Source organism: Polaromonas sp. P3_A5, assembly GCF_056403055.1.
This window is the reverse complement of record NZ_JBFUGF010000001.1, coordinates 1,618,777-1,640,552: the sequence shown is the minus strand read 5'-3', so window position 1 is coordinate 1,640,552 and position 21,776 is coordinate 1,618,777. Positions and strand designations below refer to the sequence as shown.

Here is a 21,776-nt window from a genome sequence, read left to right as displayed (position 1 = left end):
TAGCAATTTCAGGAATGCCAATGTGTGTAGCTCGCCCGCAAGGCCCGCCGGCAGGCCGCCGCGGCCATGGGTGTATAACCAGAGCCCCCGGTCCCGCGCTTTTTCCTCATCCCGCGCGTGGCCGCTCACCTCACATCAATAAGCATCAAGCCGGGCGCATCGGGCGCCACGACACACCAAGGAAGATCAAACATGGGCGCGCAGTGGAAAGCAAAAGGCAAGGAACTGGCCGCAAATGCCAAGGGCAAGGTATTTGGAAAACTGGCCAAGGAAATCATGGTGGCCGCGCGCAGCGGTGCCGACCCGTCATTGAACGCCCGCCTGCGGCTGGTGGTGGAGCAGGCCCGCAAGGTCTCCATGCCCAAAGACACGCTGGAGCGCGCCATCAAAAAAGGCGCCGGCCTCACGGGCGATGCGGTTCATTTTGAACACGTGATCTACGAAGGTTTTGCCCCCCACCGCGTGCCGGTCATGGTCGAATGCCTGACCGACAACCTGAACCGCACCGCATCCGAAGTTCGTGTGCTGTTTCGCAAGGGGCAGCTGGGCACTTCCGGCTCGGTGTCCTGGGATTTTGACCACGTGGGCATGATTGAAGCCGAACCTGCCGCAGCAGGCGCCGACCCCGAGCTGGCCGCCATTGAAGCGGGCGCCCAGGACTTTGAGCCGGGCGAAGAAGAAGGCACCACCCTGTTCCTGACCGACGCAGTCGACCTGGACCTGGTGAGCCGCGCACTGCCGGCCCAGGGTTTCAGCGTGCTGTCGGCCAAGCTGGGCTACAAGCCGAAAAACCCGGTCGATCCGGCAACCCTCAGCGCCGCCGAACTCGAGGAAGTCGAAGCCTTCCTGGCCGCCATCGATGCCAATGACGATGTGCAGACCATTTATGCGGGCCTGGGCAGCTAGGGCCTGTCTGTTTGCGTTCCCCGGGCGTTTCCCGGGTCAGTTGCCCATCAGCGCGCGCACATGCGCCGCCGTGCCGCTGGCCAGGCCTTCCATGCTGTAGCCTCCCTCGAGGACGGAAACCACACGGCCCTCGGCGGTTTCATCGGCCACCTTCATCAACTCCCGGGTGATCCAGTGGTAATCGTCGTCCGTGAACTTCAGGCCGCCCAGCGGATCCAGATGATGGGCATCGAAGCCCGCGGAGATGATCAGCAGCCCGGGCGCAAACTTGCGCAGGGCCGGCAACAACTGGTCGGTCATCGCGGCGCGGAAGGCGGCAGACCCGGTGCCCCGCGGAAACGGCACATTCACGATGTTTCCAGCCACGCCGGTTTCATGGCGCGCGCCGGTGCCGGGGTAAAACTGGGACTGGTGGCAGGAACCGTAGAACAGGTCCGGGTCGTCGTAGAACGAGTTCTGCGTGCCGTTGCCGTGGTGCACGTCGAAGTCCACCACCGCAACACGCTGGATGCCGTGCCGCTCGCGGGCATGCAGCGCTGCAATGGCCGCCTGGTTGAACACGCAAAAACCCATGGCCTGGTCGGCCTCGGCATGGTGGCCGCAGGGGCGGGTAGCGCAAAAAACGTTGCTCGCCTCCCTTGTCACCACATCGTCCACGCCGGCACAGGCCGCACCCACGCAACGCATCACCGCCTCCAGCGAGCCCGGCGACAGGATGGTGTCACCGGCATCGAGCGCGCGGTAACCCTCGGCCGGCGACACAGCCTGCACTTGCTCCACATAGCCGGGTGTGTGCACGTGGAGCACCTGATCGAAGGAGCCCAGCGGCGCATCGCGCCAGAGCGCCTTCGCAAACTCCGGTGTCTTCAGTGCCCGCAGCACGGCTTCGAGACGCTCGGGCGACTCCGGGTGGTGCGGGCCGGGACGATGGTCGAAACAGGCTTCGTGGGTGTAGATCAGGGTGCTCATGGGCGTTTGTCTCCTTTGCAGCGCCGGCGCCGCCATGCAGTCGATGGCTTTCATGGCTGCGGGTTTTTGTACGGTCTTGCGAATGACTTTAACGGATCCTGTCAGCAAGCCGCTCTGCCAGCCGCTTCAGACGGCGAGCAAGAAAAAACCCGTTACCTGCGTGTGCAGGAACGGGTTTTTGTCTTTTTCACATCAAAAATAGCCACCAGCCCCCGGCTGGTAAGCGCGAGCAGCTATCAATCCGATAGCAAGCTGCAGGCGCCGCTCAGCCCGGCCTCACCCGGCCGCCGCTTCGAAGCTGAACACCCCCGGATTCTGGATCGGGTCCACATCCACCGGGATGGTGCTCTTGGGCGGGAACTTGCCCTCAAGCAATAACTTCGACAGCGGGTTTTCAATGCGCTGCTGAATCGCACGCTTGAGCGGACGCGCGCCAAACACAGGGTCGAACCCGACCTTGGCGAGCTCGGCAATCGCCGCTTCCGACACCTCCATGTTGAGGTCCATCTTCTGCAGACGCGCTATCAGGGTACGCAGCTGGATGCGGGCGATGGACTCGATGTTTTTCGCGTCGAGCGAATGGAACACCACGGTCTCGTCGATACGGTTCAGGAACTCGGGCCGGAAGTAGTTCTTCAGCTCGCCCTCTACCGCCTCTTTCACATCCTCATACGGCTGTCCCACCATGGACTGGATGATGGGCGAGCCGATATTGCTGGTCATCACGATCACGGTGTTCTTGAAGTCCACAGTGCGGCCCTGGCCATCGGTCAGGCGGCCATCGTCCAGCACCTGCAGCAGCACATTGAAGACATCGGGGTGGGCTTTTTCCACCTCATCGAGCAGCAGCACGCTGTAGGGCTTGCGGCGCACGGCTTCGGTCAGGTAGCCACCCTCCTCGTAGCCCACGTAGCCCGGAGGCGCGCCGATCAGGCGGGCCACGGAATGCTTTTCCATGAACTCGCTCATGTCGATGCGGATCAGGTGGTCTTCGCTGTCGAACAGGAAACCCGCCAGCGCCTTGCACAGCTCGGTCTTGCCGACGCCGGTGGGGCCCAGGAACAGGAAAGATCCCGTAGGCCGGTTCGGGTCGGAAAGACCCGAACGCGAGCGGCGGATGGCATTGGCCACGGCGCCGATGGCTTCGTCCTGGCCGACCACACGCTCGTGCAGCTTGCCTTCCATGAGCAGCAACTTGTCGCGCTCGCCCTGCATCAGCTTGCTGACGGGGATGCCGGTGGCGCGCGCCACGACCTCGGCGATCTCTTCAGCGCCGACCTGGGTGCGCAGCAAGGTGGGCGCACTGGACTTTCCCTTGCTGGCTTCGCTAGCCTGCGCTTCTTTGAGGCGCTTTTCCAGCTCGGGCAGCTTGCCGTATTGCAGCTCGGCGACTTTGTTGAAGTCGCCCTTGCGGGTGAATTCCTCGATCTGGAAGCGGATGCGGCCGACTTCTTCCATCACGTCCTTGGAGCCGAGCGCCTGGGCTTTTTCGGCCTGCCAGATTTCATCGAGGTCGGATATCTCCTTTTGCAGCTTGGCGATCTCCTCTTCAATCAGGTCGAAGCGCTTTTTCGAAGACTCGTCTTTTTCGCGGCGCACGGCTTCGCGCTCGATCTGTAGCTGGATCAGGCGGCGGTCGAGCTTGTCCATGACCTCGGGCTTGGAGTCCATCTCTATCTTGATCTTGGCCGCGGCTTCATCGATCAGGTCGATGGCCTTGTCGGGCAGGAAACGGTCGGTGATGTAGCGATGGCTCAGCTCGGCCGCGGCCACGATGGCCGGGTCGGTGATCTGCACGCCGTGGTGCTCTTCGTATTTCTCTTGCAGGCCACGCAGGATGGCAATCGTCGCCTCCACGCTCGGCTCGCCCACCAGAATCTTCTGGAAGCGGCGCTCCAGTGCGGCGTCTTTTTCGATGTACTTGCGGTATTCGTCGAGCGTAGTGGCGCCGACGCAATGTAACTCGCCGCGTGCCAGCGCAGGTTTGAGCATATTGCCCGCGTCCATGGCGCCTTCTGCCTTGCCGGCGCCCACCATGGTGTGCAACTCGTCAATGAAGACGATGGTCTGGCCTTCGTCCTTGGCGAGTTCGTTGAGCACGGTTTTCAGGCGCTCTTCAAACTCACCGCGGAACTTGGCGCCGGCCAGCAGTGCGGCCATGTCCAGGCTCAGCACACGCTTGCCCTTGAGCGAATCCGGCACCTCACCGGCCACGATGCGCTGGGCCAGGCCTTCTACGATGGCGGTCTTGCCGACGCCGGGCTCGCCGATCAACACGGGGTTGTTTTTGGTTCGGCGCTGCAGCACCTGGATCGCGCGGCGGATTTCATCGTCGCGGCCGATCACCGGGTCGAGCTTGCCCAGGCGGGCGCGCTCGGTCAGGTCCGTGCAGTATTTCTTGAGGGCTTCGCGCTGGCCTTCGGCGTCGGCGCTGTTCACGCCCTGCCCGCCGCGCACGGCGTCGATCGCCGCTTCCAGCGCCTTGCGGGTCAGGCCGTTTTCTTTGGCCAGCCGGCCCACGTCGCTCTTGCTGTCGGCCACAGCCAGCAAAAAGAGTTCACCTGCAATGAACTGGTCGTTGCGCTTGATGGCTTCTTTTTCAGTGGCCTGCAGCAGCCTGGCGAGGTCGGGGCTGACCTGGATCTGGTCCTGGCCCTGCACCTGCGGCAGTTTTTTAACGGCCGCATCAGCTGCCTGCGTGAGGCCGCCCACGTTGACGCCGGCTTTTTCAAGGAGGGCACGCGGGCCGTCTTCCTGGCGCAGCATGGCTGCCAACAGGTGAACCGGCTCGATATAGCCGTTGTCGTTGCCCAGCGCGAGGGACTGCGCATCGCTCAGGGCTTCCTGGAATTTGGTGGTTAATTTGTCTTGTCGCATTGAATTTGACTCCGCAAAGGGGCTCCGGGCTCACAAAGGAGCGGTTATTGCCGAGTTTGGGGCTTTTACGCCCCTTTTCAAGTCATCTAGCAGCAAGCAAGGCAAGCCATTGGGCCGCGTTTGATGTGCGTCAAGCCCGCCCGGTTCAGGCGTTGCCGGACCACCTTGTCCAGCGGCTTCGGGATCCACCAGCCAAAGACGCCTCGCTGCCCTTGGGAAAAGAGCCACTGCCGGTCACAGAGATCAAGGTGTTTTTGCTTGCGTGAAGCGCAACGGCCTGCTACCTGAACTTGAAAACCGCCAAACTACTGCGCCCTGACCTTGATAATTCCTGCCGCAGCCAGCTCCGCAACAGCCGTTCTTGCAAATTTGCCCGCCACGCTTTTGCTGTCACTGCCGATGGGCGTACCTCCCTTGATTTCAACGGACCAAGGCTTTGTGCCTGGCGGTGATTCCTTGAAGTGAACGGAAACAACCAGAACAGCCCCTGGACCCGTTATGGTGTGGTGAGTCCCAGTGACCCGGATACGAATCTGCGCATCATCGCCGCGCGTTGCACCGCCGTCTTTTAGCGCTGTTTCAATCTGGGCAGTCATTTGCCCCCGGATTTCAGTCAGCAGCTCTTCGACCTCTTTCCTGGCAGATACGACATATGCGCCGCTGACAGGCGGAGGGGAATAGCCGTAAGTGGAAACGGTGACGGCCATGGGTATGGCGCCAGGATTGACCCACACAACTTCGGCGCTGCTTACCCGCCTGGTCTGCACATCGGGTGTTTGTCGCGTGATATTGCTTGCACAACCAGCCAAGCCTATGAAGCAGATAAACAGCGATAGAACTCTGTAACAACGAAACATAAATACCTTCCAGAGAAATCAGAAAATTGCGGGGCTAAGCGTTTCGGGCCGAAATTCCCCATTTGGCCAGCGCCGCATCGTCGGTGACGCGGGCATCCACCCAGCGGGCGCCTTCCGGCGTTTCTTCCTTCTTCCAGAACGGCGCCTGGGTTTTCAGGTAGTCCATCAGGAATTCGCAGGCCTTAAAGCTTTCGCCGCGATGGGCTGACACTACGGCCACCATCACCACCTGGTCCAGCGGCTGCAGCAGGCCCACGCGGTGCACCACGCGCGCGCCAAAGATGTCAAAGCGTGCCATCGCTTCGTCGATCATGGCTTCGATGGCTTTTTCGGTCATGCCGGGGTAGTGTTCGAGCTCCATGGAAAGTACTTCTCCCGCGCCGGCCGACGAACGCAGCGAAGGGCCGCCCCGAGCAAGTTCAGCCCCCTCGGGGGGCAGCGAGGACACGCCAGTGCCGAGCGTGGGGGCCATATTGCGGTCCCGAACCGTGCCGGTGAAGGTGCAGACGGCGCCGACGCGCTTGTCGTCTGCGCGCAGCGCGGCAACTTCATCGGCGAGGTTGAAGTCGTCGGTGGTGATGAGGACGCGGGGGGGAGACTGGGCCATAGTGGCAATTTTGCCACTGGGCCAACCAGGCCGGTGCATATTCAACGCCGAAACAGTGCCACAGCCCGGCCCCTCAAGTAATATGGCTGCATGACTGGCCACATTCACCTTCTTGCCAACCGGACGCACGACAGCGCCCGCGGCTTTGAGGCGTGCGCCAGCAAATCGAAAAAACCGTTGCTCATTTGACCGGGGCTGCGGTTCCGTCGTCGAATGAGCGATGGAGCCGCCGGTTACTTTTTCAGAGTCTTTTGCGGACACCTTCTCTTGTTCTGATGACGGCCTTTTTAGCCGGTCAGTTTTTTGGGATGTGTATTCATGCAAACAGTGCTCAATGCCGAGCAGGCAAATCAAGCCACTCAGGCAACTCACGATTTCTCGGGACTCTGGATCCCGCTCGTTACCCCGTTTGACCAGGACAAGGTCGACTACGGTGCCTTGAAGCGCCTGGTAGCGCACTACCAGGCCAGCGGCATCGCCGGGCTGGTGGTATGCGGCTCTACGGGTGAAGCTGCCGCGCTCAGCGATGAAGAGCAACTAGAGGTGCTGCAAACCGTGATGGCCGAAGCCCCCGACCTGCCTGTGATCATGGGCTTGTCGGGCTATCACCTGGGCAAAACAGTGGCGCGCGTTCGTGCTTTGAGCCCACTGAACCTCGCGGGCATCTTGCTGCCGGCGCCCAGCTATATCCGGCCCTCGCAGGCGGGCCTGGTCGAGTGGTTTACCACCCTGGCCGATGCCAGCGCGGTGCCGGTGGTGCTTTACGACATCCCCTACCGCACGGGCAGCCAGATGGCGCTTGAGACCATCCGGGCGCTGGCGGCGCACCCGCGCATACAGGCCGTCAAGGATTGCGGGGGTGACCCGGCAAAAACGCGGGCACTGATCGCCGATGGGCAATTGCAGGTGTTGGCCGGTGAGGATGCGAACATCTTCGCGACTGTGGCAGCAGGCGGCCGGGGCGCTATCGCGGCAGCGGCGCATTTGCATACGTCGCGATTTGCGGAAATTGTTCAGCGCCTTCGAGCGGGTGACGTAGCTGGGGCCGAGGCTTTGTGGAGACCGCTGCCGCCGCTGATTGAAGCCCTGTTTGCAGAACCCAATCCAGGCCCGCTCAAGGCATTGCTGGCGCGACAGAGTTTGCTGAGTGACGAGTTGCGCAGCCCGATGACGCGCGCGTCTGCGGCGCTGGTGGAGCGGCTTGTGAAGCTGGATGCGCTGGTGGTTTGAGCCGCCGAGAGTGAGTGAATCAACCGCCGGTGACGGGGGGAAAGAAGGCGACTTCGCAGCCTTCGCTGAGTACAGCCGACTCATCGCTCATGACCTGGTTGAGCGCCATGCGCACCGACTTGCCGCGCGCAAGCGCTGCAGCGTGCGCGGGCGTGGCCGCCAGCAACTCATCGCGCAGCGCGGCCAGCGTAGCGGCAGAAGTGTCGCGCAACTCGCTGCCCTGCCCTATGGCTTCGCGGATCGAGGCAAAGTATTTGACGGTGATTTTCATAAAGGTCTTACCGGGAATGCCCTCACGACATCAAGGCTGAAAACGGAAGGAACTGCACCACGTCCCCGTGCGCGATGGTCTGGCCTGCCGGGTTGTCGATCACGCCGTCGCCCCAGACCACCGAGGTCAGCACGCCGGAACTCTGGTTGGTGAACAGTTCCAGCCCGCCGGACGCGTTGCGCCTGACGCGCAGGAATTCGCGGCGCTTGTCGGCTTTGGGCCAATTGAAATGGGCCGGCGCCGCAATCGGGCTGACGGCGGTTTGCACAGCCCCTTGCAACTTGAGCAGGAAGGGCCGCACCAGGACCAGGAAGGTCACAAAACTGGACACCGGGTTGCCAGGCAGGCCGATGAAGTGGGAGCCTGCAATCTTGCCGTAGGCGAAGGGCTTGCCCGGCTTCATGGCGATCTGCCAGAGCGCCAGTTCGCCCAGCGCCTGCACGGCGGGCTTGATATGGTCTTCTTCGCCCACCGACACGCCACCGCTGGTGAGGATCAGGTCGTGCTGCTCGCTGGCGCCCTTGAGCGCGGCGATGGTGGCGTCCAGGCGGTCGGGCACGATGCCCAGGTCAGTGACCGTACAGCCCAGGCGCAGCAGCAGCGCACGCAAAAAGAAGCGGTTGGAGTTGTAGATGGCGCCGGGCTTCATGTCGGCGGGTGCAACCTCGCCAGGCATGACAAGTTCGTCGCCCGTGGAAAACAGGGCGACGCGCACCCGGGGCGCCACCTGCAATCTGTCGAAGCCGATGCTGGCGGCAAGACCAAGCGAGGCCGGCGTCAGGCGCTCGCCACGGTGCAGCACCACGGCGCCGGCAGCGACGTCTTCGCCCCGACGGCGAATCCACTGGCCCGCTCTGGGCGCTGTCTGAATGCGCACGCCGGCCTGGCTTTCGCTGCCGGCGTTGACCGTCTCGCAGTCTTCCTGCATGACCACCGCGTCGGCGCCCGGCGGAATGGGGGCGCCGGTGAAAATGCGCGCCGCAGAGGCTGGCGCGAGCATGTGGCCGCTGCTGCCGGCCGGAATGCGCTGGTTGACCTGCAGCACCGCATCGGCCGACCAGTCGGCAACACGCACCGCATAGCCGTCCATGGAACTGTTGTCGTGTGCCGGCACATCGAGGCTGGACACCAAGTCCTGGGCCAGCACCCGGCCGTCGGCATCGAAGGTGGAAACCGTCTCGGCACCTGGCAGCAATGCCGCGCGGCCCAGCAACTCGGCCAGCGCCTGGTCCAGCGGCTTCAAGGGGGCCCGGCCGGGCTGCGGCGCAAGCGCCGGGCCGGCGGGCGCGGAGGAAACAGAACTCATGGTCGGGGTGTCCGGAACAAAAACATGAACGGAACGAAAAAAGCCTGCTTTGGCGAACGTTTAACCGAAACGGTCTTCAAACGAATAGGCGAAGCGTTCCTGATTGTTGACCAGGTACTCCGCCACGGCGTCGGCGTCGTCCAAATCCAGCACCGGGCGCAAGGTTGCTTGGGGCAGCTTGCCGGGTGCATCCGTGGCAACGGCGACGATGAAATCGTCGTCCGGGTAGAGCGGGGGCTTGCCGGCATAGTCGGCCGAAGGCGCACGCCAGACTTCGATCTTGAGCAGGTCGCTGCTCTTGAAGCCCTCTACCAGCACCCAGTCCACGCCGCCATACAGCTCGGCGATCAGCTGGTGAACGGTGAGCTCGGACGGCTTTTCAAATTCACGCATCAGCGCAAGCCGGTTTGGCGAGGCCACGACCACTTCAAAGGCACCGGCCTGGCGATGCCGGAAAGTGTCTTTGCCGGGATGGTCAATGTCGAACTTGTGGTGCGCATGCTTGACCACCGACACGCGCAGGCCTCTGGCCTTCAGTGCCGGGATCAGCTTTTCGACCAGTGTCGTCTTGCCCGAACCGGAATACCCGGCAAATCCGACCACGTTCATGATGTCGCTCTCACAGAAAGAAAGGCCGGAAGACGCCCAGGCCGCTATTAAAAATATAGCTGCTTGCGCAAGTCAGATATGGGCTACAGCCCGATTTAATGCACATTGTCGGCAATGTAGCGTTTGATCACGGCTGCATCGGCCGGCAGCACCTTGACGCGTTTCGGCAAGGCCTCAATGCCTTCGAACTTCGCCGGCCGCGTGGGCAACCGGCCCAGGGCTTCTTCAATGGTCGCCGCGAACTTGATGGGAAGCGCAGTCTCCAGCACGATCATGGGCACACCGGGTTGCAACTGCTCGCGCGCCACCTTCACGCCGTCGGCGGTGTGGGTGTCGATCATGGTGCCGAAGCGTTTGTAGGTGTCGCGGATGGTGGCCAGCCGGTCGGCATGGGTGCTCTTGCCGCTCACAAAACCGTAGCGCTGCGCGGTCGACTTGAAGGCTGCCTCCGCGCTCAGGTCAAAGTAGCCCTGGCTGCCGAGCTGGTCATGGAACAAGGCTTTGGTCTTGGCGCCGTCACGGCCCAGCAGGTCAAACACAAAGCGCTCGAAGTTCGAAGCCTTGGAAATGTCCATGGACGGGCTGGAGGTTTCGTGTGTGTCGGCGCTGCTGCGCACGCGGTAGACACCGGTGCGGAAGAACTCGTAGAGCACGTCGTTTTCGTTGGTGGCCACTACCAGCTTGGCTATAGGCAGGCCCATCATGCGGGCGACATGGCCGGCGCAGACGTTGCCGAAATTGCCGGAAGGAACGGTGAAGTTGACCTTCTCGGCATTCGATTGGGTCGCTTGAAAATACCCCGCGAAGTAATACACCACCTGCGCCATCAGGCGCGCCCAGTTGATTGAGTTGACGGTACCGATCTTGTACTGGCGCTTGAAGGTCAGGTCGTTGGAGACGGCCTTGACGATGTCCTGGCAGTCGTCAAACACACCGTCGATCGCGATGTTGTGGATGTTCTCGTCCTGCAAGCTGAACATCTGCGCCTGCTGGAAGGGGCTCATGCGGCCGTTCGGCGAGGTCATGAAGACGCGCACGCCCTTTTTGCCGCGCATGGCGTATTCGGCTGCGCTGCCAGTGTCGCCGCTGGTGGCGCCCAGGATGTTGAGTTCTTCGCCTCGGCGGGCCAGTTCGTATTCGAACAGGTTGCCCAGCAGCTGCATGGCCATGTCCTTGAAGGCCAACGTGGGGCCGTTGGAGAGGGCTTCGAGGTAGAGGCCGTCTTCAAGCTTTTTCAGCGGGACGATGGCTTTTGTGCCGAACACCTCTTCGGTGTAGGTCTTGTTGCAGATAGCCTCGAGGTCGACGGCGGGAATGTCGTCGACGTAGAGCGAAAGAACCTCGAACGCCAGTTCAGCGTAAGGCAGGCCACGCCACTTCTGCAGCGTGGCGGCATCCACCTGCGGATATTGCTCGGGCAAGTAGAGGCCACCGTCGGGCGCCAGGCCTTCGAGCAGGATTTCACAAAAACGCTTGCGTTCGGCGTGGCCGCGGGTGGAGATGTACAGCATCAGGCCAGCTCCTCCTTGCGGATGCGCGTGATGGGCGCCAGCACCGTAGGCAGCGCCTGCATTTGCGCCAGGGCTTCGTTCATCTTCGCTTCCACGCACTCATGCGTGAGGATGATGAGGTCGGTGTGCGTGGAACCCACGCCGCCCACTTCATCGGCTTCGCGCTGCAGCACGGCGTCAATGCTGATGCCCGTGCCGGCCAGGATGCCGGTGACCTTGGCCAGTACACCGGCCTGGTCTGCGACTTTGAGGCGCAGGTAGTAGCTGGTGACGACTTCGGACATGAGCACCACAGGCAGGTCGCTCATCGCATCGGGCTGGAAGGCCAGGTGCGGCACGCGGTGCTCGGGATCTGCGGTGTGCAGACGGGCGATGTCCACAAGGTCGGCGATCACGGCGCTGGCGGTGGGCTCGCTGCCCGCGCCCTTGCCGTAGTACAACGTGGTGCCGACGGCGTCGCCCTGCACCACCACGGCGTTCATCGCGCCTTCAACATTGGCGATCAGGCGCTTGGCCGGCACCAGGCTCGGGTGCACACGCAGCTCGATGCCATTGGCGGCGCGCTTGGTGATGCCCAGCAGCTTGATGCGGTAACCGAGTTGTTCGGCATAGCGAATGTCTTGTGCGGCCAGGCCAGTGATGCCTTCGACGTAAGCCTTGTCGAACTGCACCGGGATGCCGAAGGCGATCGCCGACATCAGCGTGACCTTGTGGCCGGCGTCCACGCCTTCGATGTCGAAGGTGGGGTCGGCTTCGGCGTAACCCAGGCGCTGTGCTTCTTTCAGCACGACGTCGAAGTCCAGGCCCTTGTCGCGCATCTCGGACAGGATGAAGTTGGTGGTGCCGTTGATGATGCCGGCGATCCACTGGATGCTGTTGGCGGTGAGGCCTTCGCGTAAGGCCTTGATGATGGGGATGCCGCCGGCCACGGCCGCTTCAAACGCGACCATCACGCCCTTGCGGTGAGCCGCTGCAAAAATCTCGGTGCCGTGCACAGCCAGCAGCGCCTTGTTGGCGGTGACCACGTGCTTGCCGGCTTCGATGGCTTCAAGCACCAGTTGTTTGGCGATGCCATAGCCGCCTATCAGTTCGATCACGATGTCGACGTCAGGGCTGGCCACGACCTTGCGGGCGTCGTCCACGACCTGCACACCGGGGCCGACTGCGGCCTTCGCGCGCGCCACGTCGAGGTCGGCCACCATGGTGATCTCAATGCCGCGGCCGGCGCGGCGGCGGATTTCTTCCTGGTTGCGCTGTAGTACGTTGTAGGTGCCGCTACCCACGGTGCCAATGCCCAGAAGGCCTACCCGGATCGGGCTCAAATTCGTCGGTTTCATAGTCGCTGAGGTCTTGCTTTACGTTGATTTGGAGTCCTGCCCTCAAAAGAGCGAGGAAGAGGAATGGGGCCGAATGCAGGGTCAAGTTCGGTTGTTGCGGTAGTTCTCGAGGAACTTCGCAATGCGGCCAATGGCTTCGCGCAGGTCTTCCTCATGCGGCAGGAAGACGATGCGAAAGTGGTCCGGCTCGGGCCAGTTAAATCCCGTGCCCTGTACCAGCATGACCTTGGTCTCCTTGAGGAGCTCCAGGAAAAACTGGCGATCGTCCTTGATTGGGTAGACCTTGGGATCGAGACGGGGAAACATGTAGAGCGCAGCGCTGGGCTTGACGCAGCTCACGCCCGGAATGGCGGTGATCAGCTCATAGGCCAGGTCGCGCTGGCGGCGCAAGCGCCCGCCTTCGCAAGTCAGGTCGTTGATGCTTTGGTAGCCGCCCAACGCCGTCTGGATGGCCCACTGGCCGGGCACGTTGGAGCACAGCTTCATGTTGGCCAGCATGTTCAGGCCTTCGATGTAGTCCTGCGCCTGCTTCTTGGGGCCGGACACCACCATCCAGCCGGCGCGGTAGCCACATGAGCGGTAGCTCTTGGAAAGCGAATTGAAGGTCACCGTGAGCACGTCAGTCGACAGGCTGGCGATGGCCGTGTGCTTCACACCGTCGTACAGCACCTTGTCATAAACCTCGTCCGCGAGAATGACCAGACCGTGCTCGCGTGCGATGTCGATGATGCCTTTGAGCAGTTCGTCGGAGTACAGCGCGCCCGTCGGGTTGTTGGGGTTGATGACCGCAATGGCCTTGGTCTTTGGCGTGATCCTGGCGCGGATATCGTCCAGATTGGGCATCCAGCCATTGCTTTCATCACACCGGTAATGCACCGGCGTGCCGCCCGAGAGGCTGGTGGAAGCCGTCCACAGCGGGTAGTCTGGCGCCGGCAGCAGCAGCTCGTCGCCGTCGTCGAGCAATGCGTTGGTGGCCATCGAGATCAGTTCGCTCGCGCCGTTACCGAGGTAAATGTCGTCCAGCGTCACGCCCTTGATGCCCTGCTTCTGGGTTTCGTGCATCACGGCCTTGCGCGCCGCGAAAATGCCCTTGCTGTCCGAATAACCGGCCGAGGCAGGCAGGTTGCGGATCATGTCCTGCTGGACTTCTTCGGGCGCATCAAAACCAAACACCGCCAGATTGCCAATATTGAGCTTGATGAGCTTTTGGCCTTCTTCTTCCATCTGCTTGGCGGCATCCATGATCGGACCGCGGATGTCATAAAGGACATTGGCCAGCTTGGCAGATTTGGTGATCGGTTTCATGCGGTTTTATCGGTATGTGGGCAAGGCCTCGGGGCCCACCATGCTGGCAACGGGGAAGAAGCGTCAGCACTGCGGCGGGAAATTCGGGCGGAATCTATAATTTGACCACATAAAAGAGGGTTTTCGCCTCTAAAACCCGTCAAACCGCCCCGTGCATCGGCGCCCTCCGCACCATCGAAACGCCCAAATAATCCCGTATGAAACTTCAGCCAGACCGTCTCGATGTTCAGTCCATCCTTGGCTACGGTCCAGGCTGGGTCGGCCTGGGAAGCAATGGTGTCGCGGAGAAAATCGAACACAGCATCGTGATTGGCTCAAGGGGCGAGAAGTTTGACTGGAACTGCACGCGTTTTGAGCAACTCACGGCAGAGCATTTCGCCCTGCTGGCCGCGACGCAGCCTGAACTCGTGATTTTTGGCAGCGGCTCCCGGTTGCGCTTTCCGCCTCCGGCCTTCCTGCGCACGCTGATGGAGCGCCGCATCGGCATTGAGACCATGGACACATTGGCGGCATGCCGCACCTACAACATCCTCGCGGGAGAAGGCCGGCAGGTAATTGCTGCCCTGCTGATTGAAACAGAAGGAACAGAAGGCTGAAATGCCCTCTCTTTCAGGGTAAAATCTAGGGTTGCACTTGGCACCACATCCAGGACTCACGTCCCGGGCCGGTTGCCAAAAGGCGCGGCTAATTACAACTACTTTCGTCAGGGTCTACTCAGTATGGCAGTCGTCGTCAATAAACCACTCCCCGAATTTGAAGCGATCGCCACAAGCGGCATCAAGGTTTCCAACACATCCCACCTCGGCAAAGTCGTTGTGCTGTACTTCTATCCCAAGGACAACACACCGGGTTGCACCACGGAAGCCATGCAGTTCCGTGATCGCTACAAGGACTTCGTCAAGGCCGGCGCAACCGTGTTCGGCGTGTCCCGCGACAATATGAAGTCCCACGACGAGTTCAAGTCCAAGCTTGAACTCCCGTTCGAACTGATTGCGGACACCGAAGAAAAAATGTGCCACATGTTCGGTGTGGTCAAAAACAAGATCATGTACGGCAAGAAGGTCAAGGGCATCGAGCGCAGCACCTTCCTGGTGGGCGCCGACGGTCAGCTGAAAGAAGAGTGGCGCGGCCTGAAGGTGCCCGGCCACGTGGACGACGTGCTCAAGGCCGTCAAGGCGCTCAAAAAGGCTGCCTGAAACAGCCCTGACGCCAGTTAGCAACAAAGAATTGCAAAGGATTGCCCTGTCACGCGAGTTGTGCATAATGAACTCATGCTGTTGACCTTCGCAACTGCGCCAAAAGAACAAGCCGCCCTGGTTTCAAGGCGGCTTTTTCGCTTCTGGAACCCTTCTTTTTTAGAGAGTTTTAAGCACTATGCCCCTGCCCCCCGCCCCGACCAAACGTGCCGCCCTGCTCTCCCCCGACGCGCTTGACGCGCCCGCCCGCTCGCCCTCCAAAGCACGCAAGACGGAAAGTGCCGAATCCGCCCAGAAACCCCCGGTGATGGACCTGTTTGACAGCCGCGCAGCAGGGGATGGCAGCCAGCATCCGTCAGCGTTTCAAGGAAAAGAGCCTGCCAACCCTTCAAGGACGAGCGCAAGCAGCTATAAAAAAGAGAGCATTCCACTGCCGCAGCCGGCTGCCAAGCCCAAAAAGGCCAAGCGCACCGGCCCCACCAAATTGTTCGTGCTCGACACCAATGTGTTGATGCACGACCCAATGTGCCTGTTCCGGTTTGAGGAGCACGACATCTTCCTGCCCATGATCGTGCTTGAAGAGCTCGACGGCCACAAAAAGGGCATGACCGAGGTGGCGCGCAACGCCCGCCAGACCAGCCGGACGCTGGACGCGCTGGCAGGCACCCAGGGCGCTGACATTGCCAAAGGCCTGAAACTGGACACCACCGGCCACCCTGAAGCTGGTGGCTGCCTGTTTTTCCAGACCAAACCGCTGGATTACACCCTGCCCATGAGCCTGCCGCAGGGCAAGGCCGACAACCAGATCCTGGGCGTGGTCGAGGCCTTGCGCAAGGAATACGCGCCGCGCGAGGTGGTTCTGGTGTCCAAGGACATCAACATGCGCGTCAAGGCCCGCGCCCTGGGCCTGGCCACAGACGACTACCAGAACGACAAAACCCTGGAAGATGGCGACCTGCTGTATTCGGGCTCGCTGGCCCTGCCGGCTGACTTCTGGACGCGCCAGAGCAAAACCGTCGAAAGCTGGCAGCAAGGCAGCCACACCTTCTACCGCATCACGGGCCCCATCGTGGGTAGCCTGCTGATCAATCAGTTTGTTTTTTTTGAAGCCCCCGGCGAACCCCCGCTGTATGCCCGCGTGACGGAAATTCGGGCCAAAACCGCCGTTCTGAAGACCCTGAAGGACTACAACCACCTCAAAAACGCCGTCTGGGGCGTCACCACGCGCAACCGCGAGCAAAACTTCGCGATGAACCTGCTGATGGACCCCGAAGTGGACTTCGTCACGCTAGCCGGCACGGCAGGCACTGGCAAGACGCTGATGGCACTGGCCAGCGGCCTCACGCAGGTGCTGGATGACCGTCGCTACACCGAGATCATCATGACGCGCGCCACCGTGAGCGTTGGCGAAGACATCGGTTTCCTGCCGGGTACCGAAGAGGAAAAAATGGGCCCCTGGATGGGCGCACTGGACGACAACCTGGAAGTGTTGGGCAAGACCGACAGCGGTTCGGGCGAATGGGGCCGCGCTGCCACCAACGAGCTGATCCGCTCGCGCATTAAGGTGAAAAGCATGAATTTCATGCGCGGCCGCACCTTCCTGAACAAGTACGTCATCATCGACGAAGCACAAAACCTGACGCCCAAACAGATGAAAACGCTGATCACGCGGGCCGGTCCCGGAACCAAGATCATCTGCATGGGCAACCTGGCGCAGATTGACACACCGTACCTGACTGAAGGCTCATCGGGCATGACTTTTGCCGTCGACCGCTTCAAGGGCTGGCCCCACGGCGGACACATCACGCTGGCGCGCGGCGAACGTTCGCGGCTGGCTGATTTCGCCAGCGAAGTGCTCTAAGCACGACGGCAAAAAAGCGGCGCTTATTGGCGCCTATCGGTGTTTACGGCGCCGAAATGAAAAAAGGCCAAGTCGCAAGACTTGGCCTTTTTTGTTCTTCAAATTCTGGTGGGCGGTGCAAGTTTCGAACTTGCGACCCCTGCAGTGTGAATGCAGTGCTCTACCCCTGAGCTAACCGCCCTATTGGTCAGCCTAAGATTATATGCTGTTTCGATGGCTTTATTGTTTACGCCGCCAAAACACGCCAAACCGTTTTACCCTTGCTGGCCTTGTCAATATCCACCAGCAGCTTTTCATGGTCGGCGATCTCCTGGTCGTTGGCTGCGAGCAGCGGCAGGTCAAAGGCGCTGAGATCCATCTGGGGCACGTCACTATCGCCTTCCCGGGCGCTGTCCCCAACATCCATCACCAGCGCATTCTGGCCACGGGTCAGATTGATGTAGACATCGGCCAGCAGTTCAGCGTCCAGCAAGGCGCCGTGCAAGGTCCGGCCCGAATTGTCGACTTCCAGCCGGTCGCACAAGGCGTCCAGCGAGTTGCGTTTGCCCGGGAACAGCTCCTTGGCCATCATCAGGCTGTCGGTGACCTTGGCCACGCAATGCTTGATGGGCGGCTTGCCGATGAGTTCGAGTTCCTTGTTGAGGAAGCTCACGTCAAAAGGCGCGTTGTGGATGATGATCTCGGCGTCCTGCAGGTACTCCAGCAGTTCATTGGCCACGGCCGAGAACTTGGGTTTGTCTTTCAGGAACTCGTTGCTGATGCCGTGAACCTTGAGCGCGTCCTCGTGGCTGTCGCGTTCGGGGTTCAGGTAGAAGTGGCGGTTGTTGCCGGTGAGCTTGCGGGCTACCAGTTCGACGCAACCGATTTCGATGATGCGGTCGCCGTTTTCAGCGGAAAGACCGGTGGTTTCGGTGTCAAGAACGATTTGGCGCATGGCTGGATTATCGCTGTGCTGGGTCAGTGGATGTTTTTCCGCCGGGCCGCCCCTAGAAAAAATGCGCCCCCTCGGGGGGCAGCGCAGCACACGCAGTGGCAAGCGTGGGGGCTAATGATTTTCCTTTGCGTGATTGATGGAGTATTTGGGTATCTCCACCGTCACATCCGACTGGGCCAGGAAGGCCTGGCAACTCAGCCGTGAATTGGGTTCCAGGCCCCAGGCGCGGTCCAGCAGGTCTTCTTCGCTCTCGTCGAGCTCATTCAGCGAATTGAAACCTTCGCGCACAACGACGTGGCAGGTTGTGCAGGCGCAGCTGAGGTCGCAGGCGTGCTCGATGTTGATCTTGTTGTCGAGCAGGGCTTCGCAAATCGAGGTGCCGGCCGGCGCACTGATTTCAGCGCCCTGTGGGCAGTATTCGGGATGAGGCAGTATTTTGATGATGGGCATGGTTGTCAGTCGGTTCAGACCGCCTCGATGTTTTTACCGGCGAGGGCTTGCTTGATGCCCCGGTTCATGCGCTGGGCGGCAAAGCCTTCGGTGCCTTTGGCCAGCGCCTGGGTGGCCGCTTCGATTGCGGCCGCATCACCGTGGGCACGCGTGTCGGCGAGGCCGACGATCAGGCTGTCGATCTGCGCCCGTTCATTGGGGCTCAGCAGGTCGGCATCCGCTGCCAGGGCGCTTTGTGTGGCCAGAATCATGCGGTCGGCATCGACCTGGGCTTCGGCCAGGGCACGGGCCTGCATGTCTTGTTGCGCGGTTGAAAAGCTGTCTTGCAGCATGCGCGCAATATCGTCGTCCGACAGGCCGTAGGAAGGCTTCACGTCGATGCGTGCCTCAACGCCGCTGACCTGTTCTTTCGCATTCACACTGAGCAGCCCGTCGGCATCGACGGTAAACGTCACGCGGATGCGGGCAGCGCCCGCCACCATGGGCGGAATGCCGCGCAGCTCGAAGCGGGCCAGGCTGCGGCAGTCGGCCACCAGGTCGCGTTCGCCCTGCACCACATGCAGCGCCAGGGCGGTCTGGCCGTCCTGGTAGGTGGTGAAGTCCTGTGCCATGGCCGTGGGGATGGTCTGGTTGCGCGGCACGATGCGCTCGACCAGCCCGCCCATGGTCTCGATGCCCAGCGACAGCGGGATCACGTCGAGCAGCAACAGGTCTGCGCCCATGTTGTTACCGGCCAGTTGGTTGGCTGAAATGGCCGCGCCCAGCGCCACCACTTCATCGGGGTTGAGGTTGACCAGCGGCTCGCGCCCGAAGAAGCTGGCAACCGCCTTGCGCACCTGCGGCATGCGGGTGGAACCCCCAACCAGCACCGCGCCCTGGATGTCTTCTTTGGCCAGTTTGGCATCGCGCAACGCCTTGCGGACGGCCGCCAGCGTGCGCTGTGTCAGGTGGGCGGTAGCAGTTTCAAAATCTTCCGCTTTCATTTCGAAATTGACGAGGGCTTTAGCCAGTTGCACCGAAAAAGGCACGGGGTCCGCAGACGACAACGCCTCCTTGCAGTTCCGGGCGGTACGCTGCAAGGCCGCCTTATCGGACGGCGTGAGCGTGTCCGCCGCAAGCCCGGCCTTGGCCAGCACCCAGTCGACAAGCGCACGGTCGTAGTCATCACCGCCCAATGCGGAATCGCCACCGGTCGCCACGACTTCGAAGACACCTTGCGTGAGGCGCAGGATGGAAATGTCAAAGGTGCCGCCACCCAGGTCATAGACGGCGTAGACGCCTTCGCTGCCGTTGTCCAATCCATACGCAATCGCGGCGGCCGTGGGCTCATTGAGGAGGCGCAACACGTTCAAGCCGGCCAGTTGCGCCGCATCTTTGGTTGCTTGGCGCTGGGCGTCGTCAAAGTAGGCCGGCACCGTGATTACGGCGCCATAAATATCGTCATTAAAAGTGTCTTCGGCGCGGTAACGCAACGTGGCCAGAATCTCCGCGCTGATCTCGACCGGGCTTTTCTCGCCGGCGACAGTCTGCAGCGTGACCATGCCCGGCTTGTCGTTCAACTCGTATGGCAACTGAGCGCGGCTGCCGATGTCGTCAATGCCGCGGCCCATCAGACGCTTGACAGAAGAAATGGTGTTGCGCGGATCTTCCACCTGCGCGGCCAGGGCTTCATAGCCGATCTGGCGCTTGTCGTCCTCAAGGTAGCGCACCACGCTGGGCAGCAGCACCCGCCCCTGCTCGTCGGGCAGGCATTCGGATACGCCACTGCGCACGCTGGCGACCAGCGAATGTGTGGTCCCCAGGTCAATCCCCACCGCGATGCGTCGCTGGTGCGGGTCGGGCGTCTGGCCGGGTTCGGAAATTTGCAGGAGTGCCATGCGCGGTTGTCGTACTTTTTCTGTAATGCCTTGGAACCTGTTCAATGTCTTTTTGGAGATCGCATTGGAGTGCAATCGGGATGAGTGGATACCTCGGATGCGCCGCATGGGCTGATGCCCATGCAAGCGGCCGGGGTGTCCAATCGCCCGATTTCACTCCAACCCTTCGGGCAAGTGCCTTGTCGGGCGGTCTGCGGCGTTGCGGCGCTTGCCAATAGCCCAGCTATTGGCGGTGCACCGCGCCTTGCATCCCATCCCGAAAAGGTACTTGTGCGACTCCAAAAAGACATTGAACAGGTTCCTATTGTCCCAGCTGGTCGATGCGTGCATCAACCTCACTGGCAAAGCGCTCAATAAACATAAGGCTTCTGACCTGCTGGGCTGCGGCAGGAAAGTCCTTGTCCACGTCCAGCAGTTGCTCTATCTTTGATAGCTGCTTGCGCGCGTCAACTGTGGCTTGGGAGGCTATTTCTTCAAAATCTTCAGTTGTTTCGGCATCGTCGAGCGCTTCGCGCCACTGCATCTGCTGCATCAGGAAGTCGTGCGGCATCGTGGTATTGTTTTCGGCGTTAATGGGCGCACCGTTCAGCTCACACAAATAGCTCGCCCGCTTGAGCGGGTCTTTCAGCCGCTGGTAGGCCTCGTTGATGCGCACCGACCACTGCATGGCCACACGCTGGGCGGCCGTACCCTTAGCCGCGAATTTGTCAGGATGCGCTTCGCGCTGCAAATCCTTCCAGCGCGCGTCAAGCGCCGCGCGATCCTGCGCGAAGCGCTGGGGAACACCGAAAAGCTCGAAGTCGTTGGATTGGAGATTCATGCCGAGAAAAAGCCGCCAGCACAATCAGTGGAGGCGGCTTTGATAAGGGTGCAGCACGCGTTCGACCGCTCGCCCGTCAAACCCGGAAGCTTTCGCCACAGCCGCAACGGTCACGTTCGTTGGGGTTGATGAACTTGAAGCCTTCGTTCAGGCCTTCGCGCACAAAGTCGAGCTTGGTGCCATCGATGTAAGCCATGCTTTTAGGGTCGACCAGCACCTTGACGCCGTTGTCTTCAAACACGACATCTTCCGGTGCGATCTCGTCGGCGTACTCCAGCTTGTAAGCCAGGCCGGAGCAGCCGGTGGTCTTCACGCCAAGGCGAACGCCCACACCCTTGCCGCGTTTGGTCATGTAGCGGGTCACGTGGCGGGCGGCGGCATCAGTCAGGGTAACGGACATTTAAATCACTCGAAGGAAACAGGTGACGGGCAATGCGATTGATCAGTGCGTGTGCTTTTGCTTGTAATCGTTCACGGCGGCCTTGATGGCGTCTTCCGCCAGGATGGAGCAGTGAATCTTCACAGGCGGCAGGGCCAGCTCTTCAGCAATCGCGCTGTTCTTGATGCTTGCCGCTTCGTCCAGCGTCTTGCCCTTGACCCACTCGGTCACCAGCGAGCTTGACGCAATCGCGGAGCCGCAGCCGTAGGTCTTGAAACGTGCATCTTCAATCACGCCCGTCACCGGGTTGACCTTGATCTGCAGCTTCATCACGTCGCCGCAAGCAGGCGCGCCGACCATGCCGGTGCCTACCGTTTCGTCGCCCTTTTCAAAGGAGCCGACGTTGCGGGGGTTTTCATAGTGGTCTACCACTTTTTCGCTGTATGCCATTTTGTTTACCTCTTTAAGCTGTCT

21 protein-coding genes and 1 tRNA gene are annotated in these 21,776 nt (G+C 61.2%); 5 read left to right on the top strand and 17 right to left on the bottom strand.

Going from position 1 to position 21,776, the window contains the following annotated elements; all coding sequences use genetic code 11:
- Positions 1-192: 192 nt before the first annotated feature.
- The gene (locus AC1DU8_RS07850) at positions 193-906 is read left to right on the top strand and encodes a YebC/PmpR family DNA-binding transcriptional regulator (RefSeq protein WP_457280435.1); all 714 of its coding nucleotides are present in this window, start codon (positions 193-195) and stop codon (positions 904-906) included.
- Between the two features lie 36 nt (positions 907-942).
- On the opposite strand, the gene AC1DU8_RS07845 is transcribed toward AC1DU8_RS07850, so the two are convergent.
- From AC1DU8_RS07845 to AC1DU8_RS07830, 4 genes are all read right to left on the bottom strand, one after another.
- Positions 943-1,875: a histone deacetylase family protein gene (locus tag AC1DU8_RS07845; RefSeq protein WP_457280434.1), complete on the bottom strand. Its 933-nt coding sequence runs from the start codon at positions 1,873-1,875 to the stop codon at positions 943-945.
- A gap of 276 nt (positions 1,876-2,151) precedes the next feature.
- Positions 2,152-4,752: an ATP-dependent chaperone ClpB gene (gene clpB, locus AC1DU8_RS07840; protein ID WP_457280433.1), complete on the bottom strand. Its 2,601-nt coding sequence runs from the start codon at positions 4,750-4,752 to the stop codon at positions 2,152-2,154.
- A gap of 305 nt (positions 4,753-5,057) precedes the next feature.
- Positions 5,058-5,459 carry a hypothetical protein gene (locus AC1DU8_RS07835; protein WP_457280432.1) on the bottom strand — a complete coding sequence of 134 codons (402 nt, stop codon included), beginning with the start codon at positions 5,457-5,459 and terminating at the stop codon, positions 5,058-5,060.
- Between the two features lie 184 nt (positions 5,460-5,643).
- Complete coding sequence (locus AC1DU8_RS07830) at positions 5,644-6,216, bottom strand: molybdenum cofactor biosynthesis protein MoaE (protein ID WP_477726600.1); 573 nt, start codon at positions 6,214-6,216, stop codon at positions 5,644-5,646.
- Between the two features lie 318 nt (positions 6,217-6,534).
- On the opposite strand from AC1DU8_RS07830, the gene dapA reads away from it, so the two are divergent.
- On the top strand, positions 6,535-7,446 hold the full coding sequence (dapA, locus tag AC1DU8_RS07825) for a 4-hydroxy-tetrahydrodipicolinate synthase (protein WP_477726599.1): 912 nt from the start codon (positions 6,535-6,537) through the stop codon (positions 7,444-7,446).
- Between the two features lie 19 nt (positions 7,447-7,465).
- Here the strand turns inward: dapA and moaD are convergent, their stop codons facing one another.
- The 6 genes from moaD to AC1DU8_RS07795 all read right to left on the bottom strand — a co-directional run bounded on the left by moaD (position 7,466) and on the right by AC1DU8_RS07795 (position 13,785).
- Positions 7,466-7,717, bottom strand: a complete 252-nt coding sequence (gene moaD, locus AC1DU8_RS07820) for a molybdopterin converting factor subunit 1 (RefSeq protein WP_457280429.1) — start codon at positions 7,715-7,717, stop codon at positions 7,466-7,468.
- A gap of 22 nt (positions 7,718-7,739) precedes the next feature.
- Entirely contained in the window at positions 7,740-9,023 is a 1,284-nt protein-coding gene (locus tag AC1DU8_RS07815; protein WP_477665778.1) for a molybdopterin molybdotransferase MoeA, read from the bottom strand.
- Positions 9,024-9,083: 60 nt separating this feature from the next.
- Positions 9,084-9,632 (bottom strand): molybdopterin-guanine dinucleotide biosynthesis protein B, encoded by a 549-nt coding sequence (gene mobB, locus AC1DU8_RS07810; protein WP_457280427.1) that lies wholly within the window; start codon positions 9,630-9,632, stop codon positions 9,084-9,086.
- Between the two features lie 95 nt (positions 9,633-9,727).
- Positions 9,728-11,143 (bottom strand): threonine synthase, encoded by a 1,416-nt coding sequence (gene thrC / locus AC1DU8_RS07805; protein ID WP_477665777.1) that lies wholly within the window; start codon positions 11,141-11,143, stop codon positions 9,728-9,730.
- Positions 11,143-12,465 carry a homoserine dehydrogenase gene (locus AC1DU8_RS07800; protein ID WP_457280973.1) on the bottom strand — a complete coding sequence of 441 codons (1,323 nt, stop codon included), beginning with the start codon at positions 12,463-12,465 and terminating at the stop codon, positions 11,143-11,145. Before AC1DU8_RS07800 ends, thrC begins: the two co-directional genes overlap by 1 nt.
- Before the next feature lie 96 nt (positions 12,466-12,561).
- Positions 12,562-13,785 (bottom strand): pyridoxal phosphate-dependent aminotransferase, encoded by a 1,224-nt coding sequence (locus AC1DU8_RS07795; RefSeq protein ID WP_477665776.1) that lies wholly within the window; start codon positions 13,783-13,785, stop codon positions 12,562-12,564.
- A gap of 197 nt (positions 13,786-13,982) precedes the next feature.
- Between AC1DU8_RS07795 and AC1DU8_RS07790 the strand changes: the two genes are divergently transcribed.
- The 3 genes from AC1DU8_RS07790 (at position 13,983) to AC1DU8_RS07780 (ending at position 16,842) form a co-directional block, all read left to right on the top strand.
- Complete coding sequence (locus tag AC1DU8_RS07790) at positions 13,983-14,381, top strand: Mth938-like domain-containing protein (RefSeq protein WP_477665775.1); 399 nt, start codon at positions 13,983-13,985, stop codon at positions 14,379-14,381.
- A gap of 123 nt (positions 14,382-14,504) precedes the next feature.
- Positions 14,505-14,981, top strand: a complete 477-nt coding sequence (locus AC1DU8_RS07785) for a peroxiredoxin (protein ID WP_457280423.1) — start codon at positions 14,505-14,507, stop codon at positions 14,979-14,981.
- A gap of 178 nt (positions 14,982-15,159) precedes the next feature.
- The gene (locus tag AC1DU8_RS07780; protein WP_457280422.1) at positions 15,160-16,842 is read left to right on the top strand and encodes a PhoH family protein; all 1,683 of its coding nucleotides are present in this window, start codon (positions 15,160-15,162) and stop codon (positions 16,840-16,842) included.
- Positions 16,843-16,948: 106 nt separating this feature from the next.
- On the opposite strand, the gene AC1DU8_RS07775 is transcribed toward AC1DU8_RS07780, so the two are convergent.
- The 7 genes from AC1DU8_RS07775 to iscU all read right to left on the bottom strand — a co-directional run bounded on the left by AC1DU8_RS07775 (position 16,949) and on the right by iscU (position 21,752).
- Positions 16,949-17,023: transfer RNA gene (locus AC1DU8_RS07775), tRNA-Val, on the bottom strand.
- Between the two features lie 45 nt (positions 17,024-17,068).
- A complete protein-coding gene (gene dnaQ, locus AC1DU8_RS07770; protein ID WP_457280421.1) occupies positions 17,069-17,776 on the bottom strand; it encodes a DNA polymerase III subunit epsilon in 708 nt (235 codons plus the stop codon).
- Between the two features lie 111 nt (positions 17,777-17,887).
- Positions 17,888-18,226 (bottom strand): ISC system 2Fe-2S type ferredoxin, encoded by a 339-nt coding sequence (gene fdx, locus AC1DU8_RS07765; protein ID WP_436154118.1) that lies wholly within the window; start codon positions 18,224-18,226, stop codon positions 17,888-17,890.
- A 14-nt stretch (positions 18,227-18,240) separates the two neighbouring features.
- Entirely contained in the window at positions 18,241-20,103 is a 1,863-nt protein-coding gene (gene hscA / locus AC1DU8_RS07760) for a Fe-S protein assembly chaperone HscA (RefSeq protein ID WP_457280419.1), read from the bottom strand.
- 301 nt (positions 20,104-20,404) lie between these two features.
- A complete protein-coding gene (gene hscB / locus AC1DU8_RS07755; RefSeq protein ID WP_477689383.1) occupies positions 20,405-20,923 on the bottom strand; it encodes a Fe-S protein assembly co-chaperone HscB in 519 nt (172 codons plus the stop codon).
- A 76-nt stretch (positions 20,924-20,999) separates the two neighbouring features.
- The gene (gene iscA, locus AC1DU8_RS07750; RefSeq protein ID WP_074575253.1) at positions 21,000-21,323 is read right to left on the bottom strand and encodes an iron-sulfur cluster assembly protein IscA; all 324 of its coding nucleotides are present in this window, start codon (positions 21,321-21,323) and stop codon (positions 21,000-21,002) included.
- Between the two features lie 42 nt (positions 21,324-21,365).
- The gene (iscU, locus tag AC1DU8_RS07745) at positions 21,366-21,752 is read right to left on the bottom strand and encodes a Fe-S cluster assembly scaffold IscU (RefSeq protein WP_092128183.1); all 387 of its coding nucleotides are present in this window, start codon (positions 21,750-21,752) and stop codon (positions 21,366-21,368) included.
- Between the last annotated feature and the right edge of the window lie 24 nt (positions 21,753-21,776).

Coding starts and splice junctions, on each gene's coding strand:
- AC1DU8_RS07850 (WP_457280435.1), top strand. CDS start 193: ATGGGCGCGCAGTGGAAAGCAAAAGGCAAGGAACTGGCCGCAAATGCC.
- AC1DU8_RS07845 (WP_457280434.1), bottom strand. CDS start 1,875: ATGAGCACCCTGATCTACACCCACGAAGCCTGTTTCGACCATCGTCCC.
- clpB (WP_457280433.1), bottom strand. CDS start 4,752: ATGCGACAAGACAAATTAACCACCAAATTCCAGGAAGCCCTGAGCGAT.
- AC1DU8_RS07835 (WP_457280432.1), bottom strand. CDS start 5,459: ATGGCCGTCACCGTTTCCACTTACGGCTATTCCCCTCCGCCTGTCAGC.
- AC1DU8_RS07830 (WP_477726600.1), bottom strand. CDS start 6,216: ATGGCCCAGTCTCCCCCCCGCGTCCTCATCACCACCGACGACTTCAAC.
- dapA (WP_477726599.1), top strand. CDS start 6,535: ATGCAAACAGTGCTCAATGCCGAGCAGGCAAATCAAGCCACTCAGGCA.
- moaD (WP_457280429.1), bottom strand. CDS start 7,717: ATGAAAATCACCGTCAAATACTTTGCCTCGATCCGCGAAGCCATAGGG.
- AC1DU8_RS07815 (WP_477665778.1), bottom strand. CDS start 9,023: ATGAGTTCTGTTTCCTCCGCGCCCGCCGGCCCGGCGCTTGCGCCGCAG.
- mobB (WP_457280427.1), bottom strand. CDS start 9,632: ATGAACGTGGTCGGATTTGCCGGGTATTCCGGTTCGGGCAAGACGACA.
- thrC (WP_477665777.1), bottom strand. CDS start 11,143: ATGCTGTACATCTCCACCCGCGGCCACGCCGAACGCAAGCGTTTTTGT.
- AC1DU8_RS07795 (WP_477665776.1), bottom strand. CDS start 13,785: ATGAAACCGATCACCAAATCTGCCAAGCTGGCCAATGTCCTTTATGAC.
- AC1DU8_RS07790 (WP_477665775.1), top strand. CDS start 13,983: ATGAAACTTCAGCCAGACCGTCTCGATGTTCAGTCCATCCTTGGCTAC.
- AC1DU8_RS07785 (WP_457280423.1), top strand. CDS start 14,505: ATGGCAGTCGTCGTCAATAAACCACTCCCCGAATTTGAAGCGATCGCC.
- AC1DU8_RS07780 (WP_457280422.1), top strand. CDS start 15,160: ATGCCCCTGCCCCCCGCCCCGACCAAACGTGCCGCCCTGCTCTCCCCC.
- dnaQ (WP_457280421.1), bottom strand. CDS start 17,776: ATGCGCCAAATCGTTCTTGACACCGAAACCACCGGTCTTTCCGCTGAA.
- fdx (WP_436154118.1), bottom strand. CDS start 18,226: ATGCCCATCATCAAAATACTGCCTCATCCCGAATACTGCCCACAGGGC.
- hscA (WP_457280419.1), bottom strand. CDS start 20,103: ATGGCACTCCTGCAAATTTCCGAACCCGGCCAGACGCCCGACCCGCAC.
- hscB (WP_477689383.1), bottom strand. CDS start 20,923: ATGAATCTCCAATCCAACGACTTCGAGCTTTTCGGTGTTCCCCAGCGC.
- iscA (WP_074575253.1), bottom strand. CDS start 21,323: ATGTCCGTTACCCTGACTGATGCCGCCGCCCGCCACGTGACCCGCTAC.
- iscU (WP_092128183.1), bottom strand. CDS start 21,752: ATGGCATACAGCGAAAAAGTGGTAGACCACTATGAAAACCCCCGCAAC.